The 19,662-nt window shown below is 68.4% G+C and carries 17 protein-coding genes; 10 read left to right on the forward strand and 7 right to left on the reverse strand.

What is annotated here, in order from left to right; translation table 11 throughout:
- Nucleotides 1–12 precede the first annotated feature (12 nt).
- The 3 genes from ACWDNY_RS19930 to ACWDNY_RS19940 form a co-directional block, all read right to left on the reverse strand.
- Nucleotides 13–843: an ATP-binding cassette domain-containing protein gene (locus tag ACWDNY_RS19930; RefSeq protein ID WP_451647087.1), complete on the reverse strand. Its 831-nt coding sequence runs from the start codon at nucleotides 841–843 to the stop codon at nucleotides 13–15.
- Nucleotides 840–1,853 carry an ABC transporter permease gene (locus ACWDNY_RS19935; RefSeq protein WP_451647088.1) on the reverse strand — a complete coding sequence of 338 codons (1,014 nt, stop codon included), beginning with the start codon at nucleotides 1,851–1,853 and terminating at the stop codon, nucleotides 840–842. The genes ACWDNY_RS19930 and ACWDNY_RS19935 overlap by 4 nt, the downstream gene beginning before the upstream one ends.
- Before the next feature lie 143 nt (nucleotides 1,854–1,996).
- Nucleotides 1,997–3,019 carry a substrate-binding domain-containing protein gene (locus ACWDNY_RS19940; protein WP_451647089.1) on the reverse strand — a complete coding sequence of 341 codons (1,023 nt, stop codon included), beginning with the start codon at nucleotides 3,017–3,019 and terminating at the stop codon, nucleotides 1,997–1,999.
- A gap of 227 nt (nucleotides 3,020–3,246) precedes the next feature.
- Between ACWDNY_RS19940 and ACWDNY_RS19945 the strand changes: the two genes are divergently transcribed.
- From ACWDNY_RS19945 to ACWDNY_RS19965, 5 genes are all read left to right on the forward strand, one after another.
- Nucleotides 3,247–4,212 (forward strand): carbohydrate kinase family protein, encoded by a 966-nt coding sequence (locus ACWDNY_RS19945; RefSeq protein WP_451647090.1) that lies wholly within the window; start codon nucleotides 3,247–3,249, stop codon nucleotides 4,210–4,212.
- A 225-nt stretch (nucleotides 4,213–4,437) separates the two neighbouring features.
- On the forward strand, nucleotides 4,438–6,999 hold the full coding sequence (locus tag ACWDNY_RS19950) for a GH32 C-terminal domain-containing protein (RefSeq protein WP_451647091.1): 2,562 nt from the start codon (nucleotides 4,438–4,440) through the stop codon (nucleotides 6,997–6,999).
- A 35-nt stretch (nucleotides 7,000–7,034) separates the two neighbouring features.
- Entirely contained in the window at nucleotides 7,035–7,328 is a 294-nt protein-coding gene (locus tag ACWDNY_RS19955) for a putative quinol monooxygenase (RefSeq protein ID WP_451647092.1), read from the forward strand.
- Nucleotides 7,329–8,377: 1,049 nt separating this feature from the next.
- Nucleotides 8,378–9,340, forward strand: a complete 963-nt coding sequence (locus tag ACWDNY_RS19960) for an NADP-dependent oxidoreductase (RefSeq protein WP_451647093.1) — start codon at nucleotides 8,378–8,380, stop codon at nucleotides 9,338–9,340.
- A gap of 101 nt (nucleotides 9,341–9,441) precedes the next feature.
- Nucleotides 9,442–10,572 carry an IS630 family transposase gene (locus ACWDNY_RS19965; RefSeq protein WP_451647094.1) on the forward strand — a complete coding sequence of 377 codons (1,131 nt, stop codon included), beginning with the start codon at nucleotides 9,442–9,444 and terminating at the stop codon, nucleotides 10,570–10,572.
- Between the two features lie 29 nt (nucleotides 10,573–10,601).
- On the opposite strand, the gene ACWDNY_RS19970 is transcribed toward ACWDNY_RS19965, so the two are convergent.
- Entirely contained in the window at nucleotides 10,602–11,243 is a 642-nt protein-coding gene (locus tag ACWDNY_RS19970) for a hypothetical protein (protein ID WP_451647095.1), read from the reverse strand.
- Between the two features lie 172 nt (nucleotides 11,244–11,415).
- Here ACWDNY_RS19970 and ACWDNY_RS19975 point away from each other — a divergent pair, with 172 nt between their 5' ends.
- Complete coding sequence (locus tag ACWDNY_RS19975; protein WP_451647097.1) at nucleotides 11,416–11,967, forward strand: hypothetical protein; 552 nt, start codon at nucleotides 11,416–11,418, stop codon at nucleotides 11,965–11,967.
- Nucleotides 11,968–11,981: 14 nt separating this feature from the next.
- Here ACWDNY_RS19975 and ACWDNY_RS19980 read toward each other — a convergent pair.
- Nucleotides 11,982–12,862, reverse strand: a protein-coding gene (locus ACWDNY_RS19980; protein WP_451647116.1) for an IS5 family transposase whose coding sequence is annotated in 2 segments (ribosomal slippage) — nucleotides 11,982–12,502 and nucleotides 12,502–12,862 — 882 coding nt in all. Because the reading frame shifts where the segments join, the coding sequence is not laid out codon by codon here.
- Between the two features lie 976 nt (nucleotides 12,863–13,838).
- Here ACWDNY_RS19980 and ACWDNY_RS19985 point away from each other — a divergent pair.
- The 3 genes from ACWDNY_RS19985 (at nucleotide 13,839) to ACWDNY_RS19995 (ending at nucleotide 17,220) form a co-directional block, all read left to right on the forward strand.
- Nucleotides 13,839–14,846 carry a glycosyltransferase family 2 protein gene (locus ACWDNY_RS19985; protein WP_451647098.1) on the forward strand — a complete coding sequence of 336 codons (1,008 nt, stop codon included), beginning with the start codon at nucleotides 13,839–13,841 and terminating at the stop codon, nucleotides 14,844–14,846.
- A gap of 581 nt (nucleotides 14,847–15,427) precedes the next feature.
- A complete protein-coding gene (locus ACWDNY_RS19990) occupies nucleotides 15,428–16,987 on the forward strand; it encodes a GMC family oxidoreductase (protein WP_451647099.1) in 1,560 nt (519 codons plus the stop codon).
- Entirely contained in the window at nucleotides 16,984–17,220 is a 237-nt protein-coding gene (locus tag ACWDNY_RS19995; RefSeq protein ID WP_451647117.1) for a helix-turn-helix domain-containing protein, read from the forward strand. Before ACWDNY_RS19990 ends, ACWDNY_RS19995 begins: the two co-directional genes overlap by 4 nt.
- Before the next feature lie 29 nt (nucleotides 17,221–17,249).
- Here the strand turns inward: ACWDNY_RS19995 and ACWDNY_RS20000 are convergent, their stop codons facing one another.
- Entirely contained in the window at nucleotides 17,250–17,765 is a 516-nt protein-coding gene (locus ACWDNY_RS20000) for an N-acetyltransferase family protein (RefSeq protein WP_451647100.1), read from the reverse strand.
- A 315-nt stretch (nucleotides 17,766–18,080) separates the two neighbouring features.
- Nucleotides 18,081–18,446 carry a YybH family protein gene (locus ACWDNY_RS20005; RefSeq protein WP_451647101.1) on the reverse strand — a complete coding sequence of 122 codons (366 nt, stop codon included), beginning with the start codon at nucleotides 18,444–18,446 and terminating at the stop codon, nucleotides 18,081–18,083.
- A 98-nt stretch (nucleotides 18,447–18,544) separates the two neighbouring features.
- Between ACWDNY_RS20005 and ACWDNY_RS20010 the strand changes: the two genes are divergently transcribed.
- Nucleotides 18,545–19,486, forward strand: coding sequence for a LysR family transcriptional regulator (locus tag ACWDNY_RS20010; protein ID WP_451647102.1), 942 nt, complete (start codon nucleotides 18,545–18,547; stop codon nucleotides 19,484–19,486).
- Nucleotides 19,487–19,662 lie beyond the last annotated feature (176 nt).

The raw sequence follows: 19,662 nt of genomic DNA on the forward strand, positions 1-19,662 counted from the left end.
TCTGGTCGTAGGTCAGTTGGCCTGGACTCCCGCAGCTTTCGCCGCCTGGGAATCCGCTACGACGGTACCTCCCGCCTCGTCGACGGTGAGCGCTCCGGTCATGATGGCGACGACTTCGGCCATGGAGTAGTCGGAAGGCTTGATCACAGCCGCGCGCTTACCGAGGCGGTGGACGTGGATGCGGTCGGCGATCTCGAAGACGTGCGGCATGTTGTGGCTGATCAGGACGACCGGCATGCCCTTGTCCCGGACGCGGCGGATGAGGTCGAGGACTTGTCCGGACTCCTTGACGCCGAGGGCGGCGGTGGGTTCGTCCATGACGACGACGCTGCGGGCCCAGGCGACGGACCGGGCGACCGCGACGGCCTGCCGCTGTCCGCCGGAGAGGGTCTCGACCGCCTGGGTCAGCGAGCGCAGGCCGATCTTCAGGTCGGCCATGTGCTCGGCGGCTTCTTGGCGCATGCGCTTCTTGTCCAGCATGCGGAAGACGCTTCCCAGGACGCCTGGTCGGAGCAGTTCGCGTCCCAGGAACATGTTCGAGGCGATGTCCATGGATGCGGCCACGGCGAGATCCTGATAGACCGTCTCGATGCCGTGGGCACGGGCGCTTTGCGGTCCGGAAAAGGTGATGGGCCGGCCGTTGAGGCGGATCTCGCCGGCGTCGGGGGTCAGAGCGCCGGTGAGGGCCTTGATCAGGCTCGTCTTTCCGGCGCCGTTGTCGCCGATGACGGCGAGGACCTCGCCGGGCATCAAGTCGAAGTCGGCGCCGTCGATGGCGGTGACGTGTCCGTACCTCTTGACCAGGCCGCGGGCCTGCAGCACGGGGGTGGGGGTCGCGCTCATCGTGCCTTCTTCCGGGAGATCTGGTCGACGGTCACCGCCAGGATCACCAGAACACCGGTGATCAGCGTCTGGTAGATCGAGGCGACGCCCATCAGCTGCAGGCCGTTGCGGAACACACCGACGATGAGGACGCCGATGAAGGTGCCCAGGACCGAGCCGCGGCCGCCGAAGAGGCTGGTGCCGCCAAGGACCACGGCGGTGATGCTGTCGAGGTTGTCGGTCTGGCCGGCCTGGGGGTCGCCGACTCCGGTGCGGGAGATGAGCAGGAGGGCGGCGATGCCGTACAGCAGACCCGCCACGGTGTAGACACCGATGGTCAGGCGGGAGGTCCGGATGCCGTTCAGCCGTGCTGCTTCGGGGCTGTTGCCCAGCGCGTAGACGTGCCGGCCCCATCCGGTGCTGCTCAGGGCGTAGGCGAGCAGGAGGAACAGGCCGATGGTGACCAGCGAGCCGTAGGTGATGTCGGTGTTGCCGAGCGGGAAGGTCTTCCCCAGAACTGTCAGGGATCCGGGCAGGCCGGTGACGGTCTGTTCTTCGGAGTAGATGTGGGTCAGTGCGAACGCCACGTTGAGCATGCCGAGAGTGACGATGAACGGCGGCAGCGGGATCTTCTGCACCAGCGCCCCGTTGAGCAGCCCGAAGCCGCTACAGACGACCAGGCCGAGCGCGATGGCGGCGAGCGGTGGCAGGGAGCCCTCGGCGGCCATCTTGGCGATCATGATGCTGCCGAACGCCATCACGGCTCCGCACGACAGGTCGATGCCCGCGGTGAGGATGATCAAGGTCTGGCCGATGGCGAGGGTGCCTACGACCATGACCTGCTGCACGATCAGCGAAAAGTTCCCGCCGGTGAGGAACTGGTCGGTCGAGAACGAGAAGAAGGCACAGGCCAGGAGTAGGGCGACCAGCGGGCCGGTGGTCGGCTGCGTGAGCAGTCTGCGGGCCGTGCTCGGTGCGGTGAGCCCGGCGTACGGCTTGGACGTGTCCGGGGGCGTGGTCGTGGCTGTCATGCGAAGTCCTTGTCGGAAGACAGATGTCCTTGTGCGTCCGCGTCGGAGGACAGGGGAACAAGGGGGCGGCCGCCCCCGGTCAGGGAAAGAGGGACGGCCGCCGCGCGGGGGGCATGCGGTGTCGTACGGTCCTCGGGGGCGGCTCAGCCCCAGCAGTTCTCCAAACCGTAGCCGGTGTCCTTGGCCGTGACGTCGGCCTGCGCCTTGTCGGTGATCAGAGTGACGCCGGTGTCGGTGTAGCCCGACGCCTTCTTGCCGTCCTTGGCGTACGTCACGACGGCCTTGACGCCCTCGGCGGCCATCTTCAGCGGGTACTGCTGCGACGTCGCGGCGATCTTGCCGTCCTTGACCGCCTGGGTCCCGGTGCAGCCACCGTCGACGGAGACGATCAGCACGTCCTTCTCGCGACCCTTGGCCTTCAGCGCGGTCCAGGCGCCCAGCGCGGCGGGCTCGTTGATGGTGTAGACGACGTTGATGTCCGGCTCCTTCTGGAGGCAGTTCTCCATCGCCGTCTGGCCCTTGGCCTGGTCGCCGCCGGTGTCCTGGGAACAGACGACGGAGGAGTCGCCCTCCTTGATGCCGAAGCCCTTCAGGAAACCGTCGTGCCGCTGGACGCCGACGGACACACCGGGCGCGAGGTCGAGGGTGGCTATCTTGGCGGCCTTGCCCTTCATGGCGGCCTTGGCGTATGCGCCGATCAGCTCGCCGGCCTTGAGATTGTCGGTGGCGAAGAGAGCGTCGACCGCGCTCTGCGGGTCGGTCGGTGTGTCCAACGCGATGACCAGGACACCCTTGGCCTTGGCCTTCTCGATCGCCGGCACGATGGCCTTGGAGTCGCTCGGGGTGATCAGGATGCCCTTCACGCCGGAGGCGACCATGTTCTCGATGGCAGTGACCTGGCCGGCGTTGTCCCCGTCGAACTTGCCGGCTGCGGTCATGAGCTTGACGCCCTCGGCCTTCGCCTCCTTCTCCGCGCCCTCCTTCATCTTCACGAAGAACGGGTTGGTGTCCGTCTTGGTGATCAGGCCGACCTTCACGCCGCCTGAACCGGCGCCGGACGAGCCCGATCCGGAGCCGGAACCGCAGGCCGTCAGGGTGAGCGCCGCGACGCCCGTGACAGCGGCGGCTCTGAGGAGTGAGGAGCGCAGGCGGGTGGTGCGAGACATGTTCGACTCCTGGGGGATAGCGAGCGGCACGGGGCGGGATCGAGACACATGCCGCCCGGGATAACAGCAGTTGACTTATGTCATCGTTGACACTGCTTGCCGAGGATGATGGACTCCGGCTCCCGGCAACGTCAATGCCTTGCGCGAGACACAAGTCCGTAACGGCCGCGGCGGATGCCCGGTCCGTGCCCGCTTCCCGCCTGTGCGTTCGAAGAGGAGAGCCGCCCATGAGCAGCCCACGTCAGATCACCGTCCTGGGAGAGTGCGTCGCGGACGCGTTCACCGAACCGGCGGGCACCTCGAGCGAGCTCGCGCTGCGGGTGCTGCCCGGCGGCGGACCCGCGAACACGGCTGTGGCCCTGGCCCGTCTGGGCACCCCGGCGCGCTTCCTCGCACGGCTGTCCGGCGACGTGTTCGGCCGTCTGTTCCGGGCCCACCTGGAGTCGTCCGGGGTGGACCTGACGGGCGCCGTCGCGGCCGCAGAGGCCAGCACGCTGGCCGTGGCGGAGCTGGACGAGCGGGGCCAGGCCGCGTTCTCCTTCCACGCGCAGAACACGGCCGACTGGCAGTGGACAGCCGAGGAGCTGGCGGAGGTGGACCTGTCCGGGACCGCCTGCGTGCACACCGGTTCCCTGGCCCTGGTGCAGGAACCCGGCGCGCGCGTGGTGGAGGACTTTCTGGCCGCATCGGCTCCCCGGGCCACCATCAGCATCGACCCCAACGTCCGGCCGCTGCTGGTGGATCCCGAGGTCTACCGCGACCGGCTGGCGCACTGGTGCGCCCTGGCCGATGTGCTGCGGCTGAGCGATGACGACCTGCAACTCCTGCTGCCGGGCACGCCGCCCGAGCAGGCGTGCGACACCTGGCACGCGGCCGGGGCGCCGCTCGTCGTGATCACGCTCGGTGCCGACGGCGTCCTGGCCTCGCTCAACGGCGAACGCATTGTGATGCCCGCCGTGCCCACACGCGTCGTCGACACGGTGGGGGCGGGAGACTCCTTCACCGCCGGGCTGCTGCACCACCTGACCGCCCGTGAACTCCTCGGCGGCAGGCTGACGCATCTCCGTCTCGGGGACGTCGCGGACGCCTGCCGATTCGCTGCCAGGGTTGCGGCCCTGACCTGCTCGGTTGCCGGCCCGAACCCGCCGCTGCACAGCCAGTTGGCGCAGCTCGCCACTGCCGGCCGAGCATGAGATACGGGCGTGGCGGCTGCAGGTGACCTGGCGCCCGGACTGTTGACGCGTTGGCCGGGTTGCCCCATCATCGGGCCACTCGATGTCATCGCTGACACAAGTCAACGATGACGCTTCCTTGTCGGGCGCCGTGGACGTCAGCGCCCGGCGGGACGTCAATTTCGGCTGGTTCCGCGCCGGGGCAGCAGACTCCGCTGTGCGGACACCCGCAGCACAGGAGACACCATGAGCTCTGGACGTGTATCCCGACGTGCCCGCACACGGATGATCGCGGCGGTGGCAACCGTCGGCGCCCTGTCCGCGGCCCCGCTCGCCCCGCAGGCCCTGGCCGCCGACACCCGGCCGTACTCCGAGACCTACCGGCCCCAGTTCCACTTCACCCCGCAGAAGAACTGGATGAACGACCCGAACGGTCTGGTGTACTACCAGGGCGAATACCACCTGTTCTACCAGTACAACCCCAACGGCAACTCCTGGGGCGACATGTCCTGGGGACACGCGGTGAGCAAGGACCTCGTGCACTGGAAGGAGCTGCCGCTCGCTCTGTCGCACGACGACCAGGAGATGGTGTTCTCCGGCAGCGCGGTCGTCGACTGGAACAACACCACCGGATTCGGCACGAAGAAGAACCCGCCCATGGTGGCGATCTACACCAGCGCCTACAAGAACGGCGGCAAGCAGGCCCAGTCGCTGGCCTACAGCGCCGACCGCGGACGCACCTGGACCAAGTACCAGGGCAATCCCGTACTCGACATCGGCTCCGGCGAGTTCCGCGACCCCAAGGTGCAGTGGTACGCACCCACGAAGAGCTGGCTGATGACCGTGTCGCTGTCCACCGAGCACAAGGTGCGGTTCTACTCGTCGAAGAACCTCAAGGACTGGGACCTGCTCAGCGAGTTCGGCCCGGCCGGCGCGACCGGCGGCGTGTGGGAGTGCCCCGACCTCTTCCCCCTCGCGGTCGACGGAGACCCGCACCACATCAAATGGGTCCTCGTCGTCAACATCAACCCCGGCGGCATCGCAGGCGGTTCGGCCGCCCAGTACTTCATCGGCGACTTCGACGGCACGACGTTCACCGCCGAGGACAAGGGCACCTACACCCCGCCCGCCGGGAAGGCGGTGCAGGACTTCGAGGGCACCGGCTTCGGGACGTGGACGGCCACCGGCACAGCGTTCGGCGACGGGCCCTCGGCCGGTGCACTGGCCGGGCAGGGCACCATCGACGGCTTCGACGGCAAGGGCCTCGCCAACAGCTTCCACTCGGGCGACGGCAGCACCGGCACCCTCACCTCCCCCGCATTCACCGTCGACAGCCCCTACCTGAACTTCAAGGTCGGCGGCGGACGCCACCCGCACGAGCCGGGAACCGTCCTGGAGCAGGGACCGCCACCCGCAGGCACGGTCCTCGCTGACTTCGAAGGCGGCAGCTACGGGGACTGGACGAAGACTGGAGACGCCTTCGGCGCCGCGCCGGCCACCGGCACCCTCCCCGGCCAGCAGGAAGTCTCCGGATTCCGGGGCAGCGGCCTGGTCAACACCTTCCTGAACGGCGACTCCACTACCGGCACGCTGACCTCGCCCGCATTCACCCTCGACAAGAAGCACATCAACTTCCTCATCGGCGGCGGCCACCACCCCGCCGGCGCCGCCGAACCCACCGCCGTAGAACTCCTCGTCGACGGCCAGATCGTGCGCAGCACCACCGGAGGGGACGCCGAGGCCCTCAACTGGGCCTCCTGGGACGTCAGCGACCTCGCCGGCAAGAAGGCGCAGATCAGGGTCGTCGACGAGAACACCGGCGGCTGGGGTCACATCAATGTCGACCACATCATGTTGTCCGACACCAAGGCTCAGCCCGTCTCCCAGGAGACGTCCGTCGACCTGGTCGTCGACGGCCAGGTCGTGCGCAGCGCCACCGGCTCCAACAGCGAGACCCTCGACTGGGCTTCCTTCGACCTGCGCCCCTACGCCGGCAAGAAGGCCCAGGTCCAGGTCGTCGACATGAACACCGCCGGCTGGGGCCACATCCTGGCCGACCAGTTCACCGCCGCTGACAAGCCCGCTCAGTCCGCCCTGCAGCGCGCCGACTGGGCCGACTACGGCAAGGACTACTACGCGGCGGTGTCCTGGGAGAACGCGCCGGGCGGCAAGCGCTACATGATCGGCTGGATGAACAACTGGGACTACAGCGGTGCCATCCCCACCTCCCCCTGGCGGGGCGCTCAGAGCACGCCCCGGGAGATGGCCCTGCGCACTGTCGACGGCCGGATCCGCCTGACCAGCAAGCCGGTGAACAGCCTGAAGTCCCTGCGCCAAGAGCCCCCGACAACCGCGGCCGGCCTCACCGTCAAGAACACCAGCAGGCCCCTGGCCGGCCCCACGGCCAAGGGCAAGGCCCTCGACATCGAGGCCACCTTCTCCCTCAAGGACGCCGAACGCTTCGGCCTGAAGGTGCGCACCGGCGCTGCGGGCGAGGAGACCCTCATCGGCTACGACACCACGACGCAGGAGCTGTACGTCGACCGCACCCACTCCGGCGCCGTGGACTTCAACAGTTCCTTCCCCGGCGTCCAGCAAGCCCCCCTGGAGGCAAAGGACGGCAAGGTGAAGCTTCGGATCCTTGTCGACTGGTCGTCCGTCGAGGTGTTCGGCGGCAACGGCGAAGCAGTGATCACCGACCAGATCTTCCCCGACCCCGCCGGCCAGGGAGTGCAGGTCTTCGCCGAGAACGGCTCGGTGAAGCTGGAGCGGGCCCACATCTGGCACCTCGGCTCCTACCGCGACTGACCTCCACACCGGACCCGACCGAAGGACCCCATACCGTGAGCAAGACTCTGCTCGCCGAGTTCACCGCACGCCAGGGAGCGCAGGACGAGGTCGCCGACCTCATCCGGAACTACGCCGAGAAGGTGCGCAGGGAAGACGGCAACCTCGCCTTCGACGTCTACACCAAGGCCTCCAACCCGCGCGCCTACTGGATCTTCGAGGCGTACCGGGACGAGGACGCCTTCCAGGCCCACCTGAAGGCCCCCTACGGCGGCCCCTTCAACGCCGCCCTCGCCCCGCTGATCGAGGAGAGCGCCTCGGTGCTGACCTTCCTCGATCCGCTGGCCTGACCGTGGTCCGGCCCGTTTCACGGGCCGGCCGCCGCATGGCCTTGCGGGCGAATGCATGCCGTGGACGAGTGGTGCGGAAGCGTCGTCCGTACCGGCCGGTCGCAATGGTCAGGCAGCCTCTTCGACCTCGCCGGAGCGCGCGTCCGGCACTGACTATGTCGGACGCGCAGCGGCGCCAGGCGTCAGGCACGCGCGGCGCGGGAGGTGCGCCGTCCCTGTGCGCTGCTCACCGGGCGGCCAGGGCACGGTGGGGAAAGGCATGGGCCTTGGACTCGTGAGCTGCGTGACCTTCTCTTGCGGGGTTTTTCGGAGATCAGTCCACGGGGCTGCCCTCGGCGCAGCAACCCTCGGGGCAAGGTCCCGGCTACCAGGCGCCCAGCCCTGCTGTGTGCGCTTCCCATGACCGGTACGCGGCGATGTCAGGTGTGCGTCTTCACCGACGTGCGAACTTGGCGACCATCACCGTCAACCCGTGACACTCCTGTCGTGCCGAGCGCTGATGGAAGTGACCCCGGGCGGGGTCATGGCGCCCAGCCTCCGGGGGGAGACATGCGGGCGCCGCAGGAGCAGGTCCGGTCTCCCCCCGTGACCGGGCCTGCTCCTGCTCGCATCAGTGCGCACTGTTCCCCGCCCACCGGCCCCGGGTGCGCAGCCTGTGACACCGCCGGACCGATGGACGCTGTACCCCAGGACACAGGGGTCCCGTGGCGCTCGCTCGTCCCTCGTTTGAGCGAGCAGTCGCGTACAAGGGGCAGGTAAGTGCGGCCCCCCGTCGTCTGCTCCCTGCTGCCCAGGGAGGAAACCGCTGCCTCGATGGCAAAAACGATCTTGCGTGTTCCCCTCGCCTGCGGGGGCGACTCGAAAGGTGATCCGAGGTGTCCCGCACAACCACACAGCCACGTCGTGGGAGGCGTGTTCCTGGTGAAGCGGGGTCATGGTGCTCACCTCCAGGGGTACGAGGTGTTGACTGGTGAAAGGGTGCCACGCATGCAGCTCATATCGGGTCATCTGGCTTGCGTGGCGTTCGCATACCCAGGAGGGTCGAAGCCATGAAGGCGATCAGCTACAGCCGGTACGGCGGCCCCGAGGTGCTGGAGTACGGCGAGGTTCGCGACCCCAAGGTCGGACCCGACACGGTCTTGGTGAAGGTGCGGGCCGCAGCGGTGAACCCGGTCGACTGGAAGTGCCGCGAGGGCCATCTGGACAGCATCCTCGACGCCGTCTTCCCGGTGATCACGGGCTGGGACGTCTCCGGGGTGGTGGTGCAGCCGGGCGCCTCGGTCACCGAGTTCGCCGTCGGCGACGAGGTCATCGGCTACGTGCGCGAGGACTTCCTCTCCCGGGGCACCTTCGCCGAGTACGTGGCCGCCCCCGTACGCACGCTGGCCCGCAAGCCGCGCAACCTCCCCTTCGAGGAGGCGGCCGGGCTGCCGCTCGCCGGGCTCGCCGCCTTCCAGGCGCTGACCAAGGTGATGGAGGTCAAGGCGGGCGAGACCGTGCTCGTGCACGCCGCCGCGGGCGGGGTCGGCTCGATCGCCGTCCAGCTCGCCGCGCACTTGGGCGCCCGGGTCATCGGTACGGCGAGCGAGTACAACCACGACTACGTGCGCTCGCTCGGCGCCGAACCGGTGACGTACGGCGAGGGGCTGGCCGAACGGGTGCGGGCGCTCGCGCCCGCGGGAGTGGACGCGGCGTTGGACACGATCGGCGGCCAGACGGCGAAGACCTCGGCGGATCTGCTGACGCCGGAGGGCCGCCTGGTCTCCATCGCCGACCCGGAGGTGGTCAGCTACGGCGGCCTCTACTACTTCGTCCGTCCCGACACCGACGACCTGACACGGCTGTCCGAGCTGGCCGAGGAGGGCGTGGTGTCCGTGCACGTGTCGCAGACGTTCCCGCTGGAGCGGGCGGCAGAAGCGCAGCGGCTGAACCAGGAGGGGCGCACCCGGGGCAAGATCGTGGTGAAGGTGGACTGGCCCGAACCCGCCCCCGACTACGAGGGCGCCCTCTAGCTCGGCTGGCCCGGCTAGTGCTCTGACCACATTGGTTCGCCGGGTTGGTGGTCGGGGCGGTTGGATGTTGCGTGACGTTCGATCCGAGTGCTGGGGGTGTGGTGGCTGCGCCTGTCCGCGTGCGCAGGTTGACCGATCAGGAGGGGCAGAAGCTGCAGCAGATCGTGCGTCGGGGCAGCACCAGTTCGGTCCGCTTCCGACGGGCGATGATGCTGCTGGCGTCGGCCGGCGGGAACCGGGTCCCGGTGATCGCCCAGCTGGTGCAGGCCGACGACGGCACCGTCCGGGAGGTGATCCACCGGTTCAACGAGATCGGCCTGGCCTGCCTGGACCCTCAGTGGGCGGGAGGCCGTCCCCGCCTGCTCACCCCTGACGACGAGGACTTCGTCATCCAGACGGCCACCACCCGCCCCACCAAGCTCGGTCAGCCCTTCATTCGATGGTCCATCCGCAAACTGTTGGCCCACCTGAGGAAAGTCCACGGGCAGGTCATCCGCATCGGCCGCGAGGCGTTACGCCGTCTGCTCGCCCGCCGCGGCATCACCTTCCAGCGCACCAAGACCTGGAAGGAATCCCCGGACCCCGACCGCGAGGCAAAGCTGGACCGGATCGAGGAAGTCCTCGACCGCTTCCCGGACCGGGTCTTCGCCTTCGACGAGTTCGGCCCGCTCGGCATCCGCCCCACCGCCGGCTCGGGCTGGGCTCCGGCCAGTCACCCCGAGCGGCACCCGGCGACCTACCACCGCACGCATGGCGTCAGGTACTTCCACGGCTGCTATTCGGTTGGTGACGACACGCTCTGGGGCGTCAACCGCCGGAAGAAGGGCGCCGCGAACACGCTGGCCGCGCTCAGATCGGTCCGGGCTGCCCGACCGGACGGCGGCCCCATCTACGTCATCCTGGACAACCTGTCCGCCCACAAGGGCGAGACGATTCGCCGCTGGGCGAAGAAGAACCGAGTCGAGCTGTGCTTCACGCCGACATACGCGTCCTGGGCCAACCCAATCGAGGCGCACTTCGGGCCGCTGCGGCAGTTCACCATCGCCAACTCCAACCACCGCAACCACCGCAACCACACCGTGCAGACCCGGGCCCTGCACGCCCATCTGCGCTGGCGCAACGCGAATGCCCGTCACCCCGACGTGCTGGCAGCCCAGCGCCGCGAGCGCGCTCGCATCCGCAGCGAGAAGGGCGTCCGTTGGGGCGGACGTCCCCTCGCCGATGCCGCTTGACCAGCCCGGCGACCTTGCCCGGCCGGGTTCTAGCAGTAGCCGTCCACCCTGGCGCCAGCTGGAGCGAGGTTGGGCCAGGGATGTCCTGCTCTGTCGGAGGCAGCGGACCGTAGGAGGTCAAGAATCGTGCACCCGGGGTAGCCCCGAAAACTCGCGTAGGTGCCCCGGTAGTAGCAGCTCCAGTAGCTCACGACCCGCCGTTGAGTGCGCGCGAAGAAGGCAGCGTTGTCCACGAGGAACTGCCCGTAAACGAGGTGGCCGTAGGTGCCGGGCGTGGCGAGATCACGGAGCTCATCGCAGATGACGACCAGGATCTCCAAGACGTACTCGCCAACCAACTGAACGACGAAGGGGACGACCCATGGGTCCGTGGAACCAACGACCTTCTCCAGGTGGCGCTGCCTGACCATGCCGTCGCAGTGCCTTGAGTACAGGCAGTGCAGAAGCTGTTGTTGGCGCGACGAAAGCGACGCCACCCTGTCAGTTGGCGGCTCGTCGTTGTAGAGGCGCCCGGGGATCAAAACCTGCTGGCCCTCGACAACGACCGAGAACGAGGCATGCGGCTGGAGCCGAGAATCAGGCATCACCGCCAGGACTGCCTCGGCATCGCTTGCAAGCTCGGCTGGGAACGCCGTGATCAACGGATTGCTGCGGTCGGAAAGCGGCTGCACGAGCCGAGCATAGGCGGATGCCCCGGCCAGGTAGCTGGCATTAATAGCCCCACATCCGCCCACCCCGGCGAAGGTATGCGGTCAGAGCACTAGGGCCTGTCCGGCGGATCTTGGCTTGCGCCCGGTCGCCCCCTCAGGTTGGAGTGGGGAACGTTGCACCTAGGCTTTGGGCATGCTGCTGGTCAACGGTGGAGAAGCCGTAGCTGACGCTCCCGTACTGCGCACGGGGGGAGTGCCACTCGTCCCGGATGGATTCGTCTGGCCGAACTGCCGCGAATGCGGCGATCCCATGCAGTTCCTCGCTCATCTGCCCCTCGATCTGGGGGCGGTCGCGGTCTTCTTTTGCCAGAATGACCCGGGCATGTGTGACGACTGGGACGCCACCGCCGGCGCCAACCGCGCCTTCGTGTTCAAAGGTCAGCTATCGGCGGCCACCGTCCCCGCTGAGGGCGAGACGCTGCTTGCTGCGGTGACCGCCTTGCACCCCCACCCAGCCGACACGCCAACCGCAGAGCCGGTTCTGGGACGGCTGGGTGGCGAACCCGACTGGCTCCAAGGTGACGAGACCCCCGACTGTCCCTCCTGCACAACCCGTATGACCTTCACGGCCGAACTCGAGGAAGGCTCCGACTTCGCGACCTCCGCCAACTTTGGCGGAGGTGGCCGCGGCTACGTCTTTCACTGCCACCCCTGTAGCGAGGCCGCCTTCCTCTGGCAGCGATGAGACCGCATGAAAGCTCATGTGCGGAGCCAGAGCCGGATCGCAGCGACGGTGACAGTGCCGTGGAAGACATAGGCTCGCTTGTCGTACCTCGTAGCCACAGCCCGGAAGTTCTTCACGGCATTGATAGTCCGCTCGACCTCGTTCCTGCGCTTGTACATCGTCTTGTCGAATCCGGCGGGTCGACCGCCTTTGCTGCCACGGCGCCGGCGGTTGGCCCGCTGGTCTCGTGGCTCAGGAATGGTGTGCTTGATCTGCCGTCTCCGCAGATAGCGGCGGTTGCGGCGAGACGAGTAGGCCTTGTCGCCGCCGAGGTGATCAGGCCGGGTCCGCGGGCGTCCGCCTTCGAGACGGGCGACGCGGATACGTTCCATGACCGGGATGAACTGTGGGGCATCCCCCCACTGGCCCGGCGTGACCAGGAACGCAAGCGGGCGACGTCCGCCCTCACTGGCAAGGTGGATCTTGCAAGTCGGTCCGCCCCGGGAGCGTCCGAGTCCCTCATCAGGGCGGTGCTGCCGAGACCGTGATCTTTTTTCGGGACACGCGGCGCATCCCTGCGGGCCCCGGCGGCGTGTTGATGAGCGCGGCAGGACGTCGAATCCACGCTCACCATGCTCCAGTCGATACGGCCTTCCGCATCCGCGTCGGCCTGGACGGCATCGAGGATCGTCTCCCACGTGCCGTCGGCTGACCAGCGTCTATGTCGCTCATAGACCGTCTTCCATTTTCCGAACCGCGTTGGCAAATCACGCCACGGGACGCCGGTGCGCTCCCGGAAGAGGATGCCGTTGATCATCTTGCGGTGACTGGTCCATCGTCCGCCCCGCCCGCCGGTTTTCGGTAGATGCGGCAGCAGCCGCGACCATTCGCTGTTCGTGAGATCGCCCCGCCCCATGACCATGCGAACGGACCGGGACACGAAGCGGTTCAAAGATCCGCCGGACAGGCCCTAGACGACCGGAGTCGCCGCGCGCACCGCCAGGGCGACCGCGTACAGAGCCGCCGCCGTGGCAAGCGACGGCGTGGGGGCCGGGGCAGGCCCTCCTGCGCCAGGACGCGGACACGGTACTGGGCCAGGGTCAGAAAACCCAGCCAGAGCATGGCAGCACAGGGCGCAGACGGCGAGGCCGGCGGGTCTGGCGCCGTCGTGCAGGGCCGTCTCCACGGCGGGGACAGCGGCGACCGTGCTGGACAGGGTCGTACGCCGCCTCCACCACTCCTCAGCCCGCGACAGCGCCACCAGCACCAGGCGCAGGCCGACCAGGTCCCTCCGCTCGAGCAGGCCTGCGCCGTCTCCCGCGTGTCTGCGGTGTTGTGGGCGTCCAATAGGAGTCGCTCAATGATTGGGCCGACCACCTCCCGCTCGGCCTACGGCGCAAGCTGCCGGCCGGCCGCGGCTCTTCGCACCGCCTGGGCAATCATGGAGCAGTGCACGAGAGCTACGGCTTCATGGCAAACGTCCTCGGCCTCGTAGGCTGACGCCCGCAGCGTGCCGGCGTTGATCGCCGTAGGGGTGTAGTTGCCGAAGGTGGGTCCAGTCGGCCGGGCCGGCATGCCGGCTGTCAAGGGGTGCCCGGCCGTGCACGGTCGTGCTGTCGCCAAAGCACCCCGGCGCAGCGACGCACCATCCGCCCGGGACCAGCCATGGCAGCACGCGCGACTACAGCAGCGGGAGATCGAGCACAAGCTTGGCGATCTTGTAACGAAGCGCCGCCACCTGTGACACGCAGGACCTGGGACGCGCTGAACACAGTGACCCCGGTCGGGGTCACGCCGCCTGCTCTCCGGGGGAGGTAAGCGGGCAGCATCAAGACAGCGTGGCGGGCCCGCCCCCTGTTCATCTCGCAGCGTTTCGAGCGGAGTTCACGCCGATGATCAGCGTCATAGTCGCAGCGTACGACCTTCAGGGACAGCTGGGGGTCTGCCTGAACTCGATACTGAACCAATCGTTCCGGGACGTGGAGGTCGTCGCGGTCCTGGACCAGTCTGCTGAATGCCCTGCGGGCTTGGTGGATGACTACGCCCGGCGCGATGGGCGGGTCTCGGTCGTGCGGCTGACGGGCGTCGCCGACATCGGCCGAATACGCAACGCGGGGGCGGAGCGCGCCGCCGGTGACTACCTGCTGTTCCTGGACAGCGATCACATCATCGGGGATGGAACGCTTCAGGCGATGGCCGATCAGCTGCAGTCGACGGACGAGCCGGATGTTCTTCTCTTCGGGCACACGCGCCTCCATCGCGGCCGCTCGTGGCCCGGTGCCGCCGCCGACCTGCTCGCCCGGCAGGGACGTGAGTCTTTCGCCTCGCTCGATCAGCCCGAGTTGTTCGGTGCTCCCGCCTACTCCTGGGACCGTTTGATCCGCCGCGACTTGTGGATCCGGCAGGAACTCGCGTTCCCCGACGGCCTCCACGAGGAGGTCACAGTCGTCCACCGCGCCATGCTCGGCGCCGACCGGGTCGCCGTCCTGAAATGGAACTGCGTCCAGATCCGCCGCCGGCACACTCAACACCCCGCAGGCTCACCGGACGGCACCCACTTCGACGTCTTCGGCCGGTACGAAGAGAGCTTCGACCTGCTCGAGGCGCGCGACGTCCTGGACGTTGTGGCTCCCTTTCTCTTCACCCGTATGATCCGTCATTACCTCTTCCTTCTCAATCTGGAGGGATGTCTCCCCCGTTCCGAGCGCCCGCAGTTCTTCCAACGCGCCAGCGAGCACTACCGGCGGTTCCTCCCCGACGGCTACGAGCACCCGGAAGGCCGGGAGGGTGTCAAGTTCCAGCTGGTGGCGAGCGGGAGATACAGTGCGCTGGAGGCCGCCAGTCTCCCTCAGCGCGCGCGGAGTCTCGTCTCCCGGGGCGCCGCCGTCCGCGGACGGTAGTGCCGCCGATCGATGGCTCCCAGGTAGCTGTTGCCCTCGACAATCCACCCATGGGTGGCGTGGACGCGTTCTTCGCCCACAGCAACTGACCTGTCCGACTGCTGTTGCAGTCGTTCGACCCACTCCGAGAGGACGCGGGGGCTGTCCAGGTCGGCATCAGGTGCGAAGCGCAGACCTGTCCCGTCCTGGTGGGCACCTGGAGGCCACTCGTCCCGTGCTGCGAGCCACGAGGATTGCAGCCGGCCTGTGGGTGCGATCAGTTCAGGCACTCGGCCGAAGTCAGCACCCGTTCGTCCCCCGTGATCACATATTTGTGCGGTGGTCCGGACCCACGGCTGCTCGCCGTCCACCGCGTGGGACGTGACCAACCACGACCTTGATCCACTTTCGCACCACGCCCTGGCCACCCCCCGCAACCCGCCCCGTCCACGGTGGCGCATTCGACCCCCTTGCCCCGTTCGGGGAGTACAAGCAGTCTGGCGTGGGCCGGGAGGCCGGGCGCCCGGGCTTCAAGGAGTTCCTGGAGACCAAGGCCATCCAGTACTGACCGCGTGTCCGGCCGCCGAGAGAGAGGGCACACCATGTACGACTACATCATCGTGGGTGCGGGATCCGCGGGCTGTGTGCTCGCCGCCCGGCTCAGCGAGGACCCCGACGTACGCGTCCTGCTCCTGGAGGCGGGCCCGGCCGACGACGCCCAGGAGATCCACGTCCCGGCCGCGTTCCCGAAGCTGTTCCGGACCAAGTACGACTGGGACTACCTCAGCGAGCCCGAGCCCGGCCTCGAGGGCCGACGGCGCTATCTGCCGCGCGGCCGCATGCTCGGCGGCTCATCTTCGATGAACGCCATGATCTACATCCGCGGCCACCGCCGCGACTACGACTCATGGGCCGCCGTCGGCGCCAAGGGCTGGGGCTGGAACGACGTACTGCCGTACTTCCTGCGGTCGGAGGACCACCACTCCGGCGCCTCCGAATGGCACAGCGCCGGCGGCCCGCTCCCGGTCAACCCCGGGCGCTCCCGCAACCCCCTCATCGACGCCTTCCTGGCAGCGGCTCAGCAGGCGGGGCATCCGGTCAACCTCGACTTCAACGGCCCTGAGCAGGACGGCGTCGGGTATTACGAGCTCACCCAGCGCGGCGGCCTGCGGTGCAGCACGGCCGACGCCTACCTGCGGCCGGCCGTCGAACGGCCCAACCTGTCCGTGCTCACCGGGGTGCAGTGCACCCGCGTCCTCCTCGACGGGGAACGGGCCGTCGGTGTCGAGGTGGACCGGGCCGGGGCGACGCAGGAACTTCGGTGCGAACGGGAGGTCGTCCTCTCAGCGGGCGCCTACAACTCACCCCAGCTGCTCATGCTCTCGGGCATCGGCGTCGCCGACGAGCTTGCGACCCTCGGCATCACCCCCAAGGTGAACCTGCCGGTCGGCGAGAATCTCCAGGACCACCCGCATCTGGCCGTCGTCCATCTCACCGACACCGAATCCCTGCTCACCGCTGAGACCTCCGAGAACCTGCGGCTGCTGGAAGCCGCAGGCCGCGGGCCCCTCACCTCGAACGTCGGTGAGGGCGGCGGGTTCTTCCGCACCACAGGCGGTCTCGACGCCCCGGACGTGCAGATCCACGCCGTACCGGCCATGTTCCACCAGGAGGGGCTGGGAGCCGCCACCGATCACGCCTTCCACATCGGCGCGGTGCTGCTCGCACCCACCAGCCGCGGGAAGGTCACGCTGCGCTCGACGCTGCCCAGCGCCAAGCCGCGCATCCTGCACAACTACCTGTCCACCGCGGAGGACCGGGCCACAGCGATCCGGGCGCTGCGGCTGGTACTGGACATCGTCGGACAGCCCGCCCTGCGCCTCCACCGCCGGTCGGACTTCCTGACGCCGCCGTCCGACAGCGACGCCGACCTGCTGGCTTACGCGCGGCGCGAGCTGCAGACCCTGTACCACCCGACGAGCACCTGCGCGATCGGCCCGGTGGTCGACCACGAGCTGCGCGTGCACGGTGTGGCGGGGCTACGGGTGGTCGATGCCTCGGTCATGCCGACCGTGGTCAGGGGCAACACCAACGCACCGACGATCATGATCGCGGAACGGGCTGCGGACCTCATCCGCGGCACAGTGTCCGCCGACGTCTGACGCGGGCGGATTGTCGACGTGGGCGGACTGTCGCCACGACTACGTCGTGTGGTTACTCGGCCAGTGGGTCCGCCACCGAGACCGCCGCCCGGATGTACTGCCACCGCAACACTGTGACGTACCGTCTGTGGCGCCTGCAGGAACTCGCCGGGCGCTCACCCACCGGACCGGTGGGGGCGAGCGAGACGCGAGCGGTTCGGGGGCCAGGAACCTGTCCGGCTACCCCGTCGTGATCCATCACCCGTGATCGTCGAAGCCGTACCTAGAGCAGGATGTGGAGGTCGAGCACGGGCCCGGTGGCGTCGAGCGGCGTCGCATCCAGTTTCCCCAGGACATGGAGCATCGGCTTGTTGCTCGCCACCACCGCGGTGGTCAGCGTGTGGTGTCCCTCGCGGCGGGCCAAGGTCGCCGCATGTTCGGCCAGCGCGGTGCCGAGCCCCCTGGCCTGCCACGCGTCCTCGACCAGGATCGCGAGTTCCCCCACCCCTTGCTGATGTGTGCGCATGACGTTGGTCATGGCGATGATGTGGTCCGTACGATCGGCCGGAGCGGTCACCAGCGTGGTGCCGCGCTCCGGGCTGGACAACTGACGCCATTCGGCAGGTGACAGCCCGGACTTGCCCGCGTGGTACCGCAGGGCTCGGCTGCCCGGCGAGCAGCGGCGGTGCAGTTCCTGGACCGGCACCAGATCGACGGGGCCCGCCTCACGGGTCCGCGTGGCGGTGCCGTCGGTCAGCGTGATCGAGTGTTCGGCGTCTCGACGGCCGGCGTCGGGCATCGGCGTTCTCCTCGCATTGCGATCGTGACTGCTGTGCCGCGCCTCCCGGGATGCAGGCGCGGCCTTGCTACGCAGCAGTCTTTTGCCGCCTGCAGGCCGTCTCAAGAGGACTTCGCGCCACGTTGACTACCGTCCACACTTCGCAAAAGTGACCCACTTCCAAGTGGCTGAGCACCACTCAACCCGCTGGTGCAGACAACGCGGCTGCCGGCAAGCGGCCAGCACCACTACCTGGCATCCGGCCTCTCTGGGGGCACCGACCCCTCGGGGCCACGCCCAACAGCCTTCAGTTCCGCGAACTCACGAGGCGAGGGGTCAGCGGGTGGGTGCGACGAACTCGGGCTGGTCGAGCAGGCGCAGCCAGCTTCCATCAGGCTGGCGCCGGACGACCTGCGCCCGGGCACCGGCCCCGTCCTTCGGAGGAGTCGAGGTGAGGGCGATGTCGCCACTGATCAGCGTCGGCAGCGGCTGTTCCTGCTCGAAACGGGGACCGTTGGCCAGTACCTTCTCCCACAGCGCACGAATCGCCTCCCGGCCCACCGTCCGGTCGCCGGGCGGGTAGGCCATCACCGCACCCTCCTCGTAAAGCGCGGCGACCCCCGCCGCATCTCCGGCGTTGGATCGTTCGACGAACAAGCGGGTGATGTCCTCGGGCCGCAGGGCCTTCTCGTACTCCGGCATGAATTCCTCCTGACGTCGGGCTTTGGCGCTTCCCAGCGTCGCCGCCGACTGGCCAGAAGTCCAACAGATGAATCTTCTGGAAACTAGAATCCGCAGTCATGGAGCTGAGGCAGCTGGAATACTTCGTCGCGGTCGCCGAGGAGCAGAACTTCACCCGGGCAGCCGAGCGGGTGCACATCAGCCAGTCCGGCGTCAGCGCCCAGATCCGCCAACTGGAACGGGAACTCGGAGCCGAGCTGTTCGACCGGTCGGCCCGCACCGTCACCCTCACCGTCGCGGGAAAGTCCGCACTCGAACACGCCCGCGCCGCACTCGCCGCCGCTGGGGCCGTCGGCCAGGCGGTGGGCGAGGTGACCGGCTTGATCCGGGGGCACCTCACCGTCGGGATGGTCATCGGCTGCACCCTCACCCCGCTGTTCGACGCCCTCGCCGCGTTCCACCAGGCACATCCCGGTGTGGAGATCTCACTGCTGGAGGACGGCTCCGACCGGCTCGTCGAGAAGGTGCGCACCGGCACCGTCGACCTGGCACTCATAGGGGCCGCTACCGCCACCCCCGACGGGCTGGACGCGCTGACCATCATCAGCGAGCGGCTCGTCGCGGCAGTGCCGGCCGGGCACCCCCTGGCGACACAGCGACAGCTCACCCTGCGCGATCTGATGGCCTACCCGATCGTGTGCATGCCGCCCGGCGCCGGTCTGCGCACGGTATTCGACCAGGCCTGCGCCGCACAGGGCCTCCAACCGGCGATCACTCTGCAGGCCAGCGCCGCGGACGCCATCGCCGGCCTCGCCGCCCGCGGGCTCGCCGTCGCCGTCCTCAGCGACTCCATGGCCGCGAGCTACCGCGACCGGCTCACCGCCCTCACCATCCATGATGTTGATACCCCCGCAGTGCTCGCCCTGATCTGGAAGAACACGCAGACCCCGGGGATGCGTGAGCTGCTCGTGCACAGCCGGCAAGCATTCACCAACCCCGACCCCGCGACTTCACCGCGAACCCACGGGCCCACCCCTGACATGAGGGCGACAGACCCCTGAGTTCTCACCGAACTGCCCTGAGTTTTAACCAACTCGCGGCCTCCCGGGGGTGAGTAGTCGAGGTCCAAGATGTGCCGCTGAGAAGCAGCGGTCTCCCGCGCCACGCTCCTGCTCTGGGCAGGGTCCGTTGTGAAGACGGATCCTAGTGGCGCCCCATCAGGGAGCGTTCGCCTTGG

Source organism: Streptomyces sp. NPDC003697, assembly GCF_053587115.1.

What these genes read in the sequence shown, in the direction of transcription:
- ACWDNY_RS19930 (WP_451647087.1), bottom strand. Translation starts at nt 843, where the DNA reads ATGAGCGCGACCCCCACCCCCGTGCTGCAGGCCCGCGGCCTGGTCAAG.
- ACWDNY_RS19935 (WP_451647088.1), bottom strand. Translation starts at nt 1,853, where the DNA reads ATGACAGCCACGACCACGCCCCCGGACACGTCCAAGCCGTACGCCGGG.
- ACWDNY_RS19940 (WP_451647089.1), bottom strand. Translation starts at nt 3,019, where the DNA reads ATGTCTCGCACCACCCGCCTGCGCTCCTCACTCCTCAGAGCCGCCGCT.
- ACWDNY_RS19945 (WP_451647090.1), top strand. Translation starts at nt 3,247, where the DNA reads ATGAGCAGCCCACGTCAGATCACCGTCCTGGGAGAGTGCGTCGCGGAC.
- ACWDNY_RS19950 (WP_451647091.1), top strand. Translation starts at nt 4,438, where the DNA reads ATGAGCTCTGGACGTGTATCCCGACGTGCCCGCACACGGATGATCGCG.
- ACWDNY_RS19960 (WP_451647093.1), top strand. Translation starts at nt 8,378, where the DNA reads ATGAAGGCGATCAGCTACAGCCGGTACGGCGGCCCCGAGGTGCTGGAG.
- ACWDNY_RS19975 (WP_451647097.1), top strand. Translation starts at nt 11,416, where the DNA reads ATGCTGCTGGTCAACGGTGGAGAAGCCGTAGCTGACGCTCCCGTACTG.
- ACWDNY_RS19985 (WP_451647098.1), top strand. Translation starts at nt 13,839, where the DNA reads ATGATCAGCGTCATAGTCGCAGCGTACGACCTTCAGGGACAGCTGGGG.
- ACWDNY_RS19990 (WP_451647099.1), top strand. Translation starts at nt 15,428, where the DNA reads ATGTACGACTACATCATCGTGGGTGCGGGATCCGCGGGCTGTGTGCTC.
- ACWDNY_RS20000 (WP_451647100.1), bottom strand. Translation starts at nt 17,765, where the DNA reads ATGCCCGACGCCGGCCGTCGAGACGCCGAACACTCGATCACGCTGACC.
- ACWDNY_RS20005 (WP_451647101.1), bottom strand. Translation starts at nt 18,446, where the DNA reads ATGCCGGAGTACGAGAAGGCCCTGCGGCCCGAGGACATCACCCGCTTG.
- ACWDNY_RS20010 (WP_451647102.1), top strand. Translation starts at nt 18,545, where the DNA reads ATGGAGCTGAGGCAGCTGGAATACTTCGTCGCGGTCGCCGAGGAGCAG.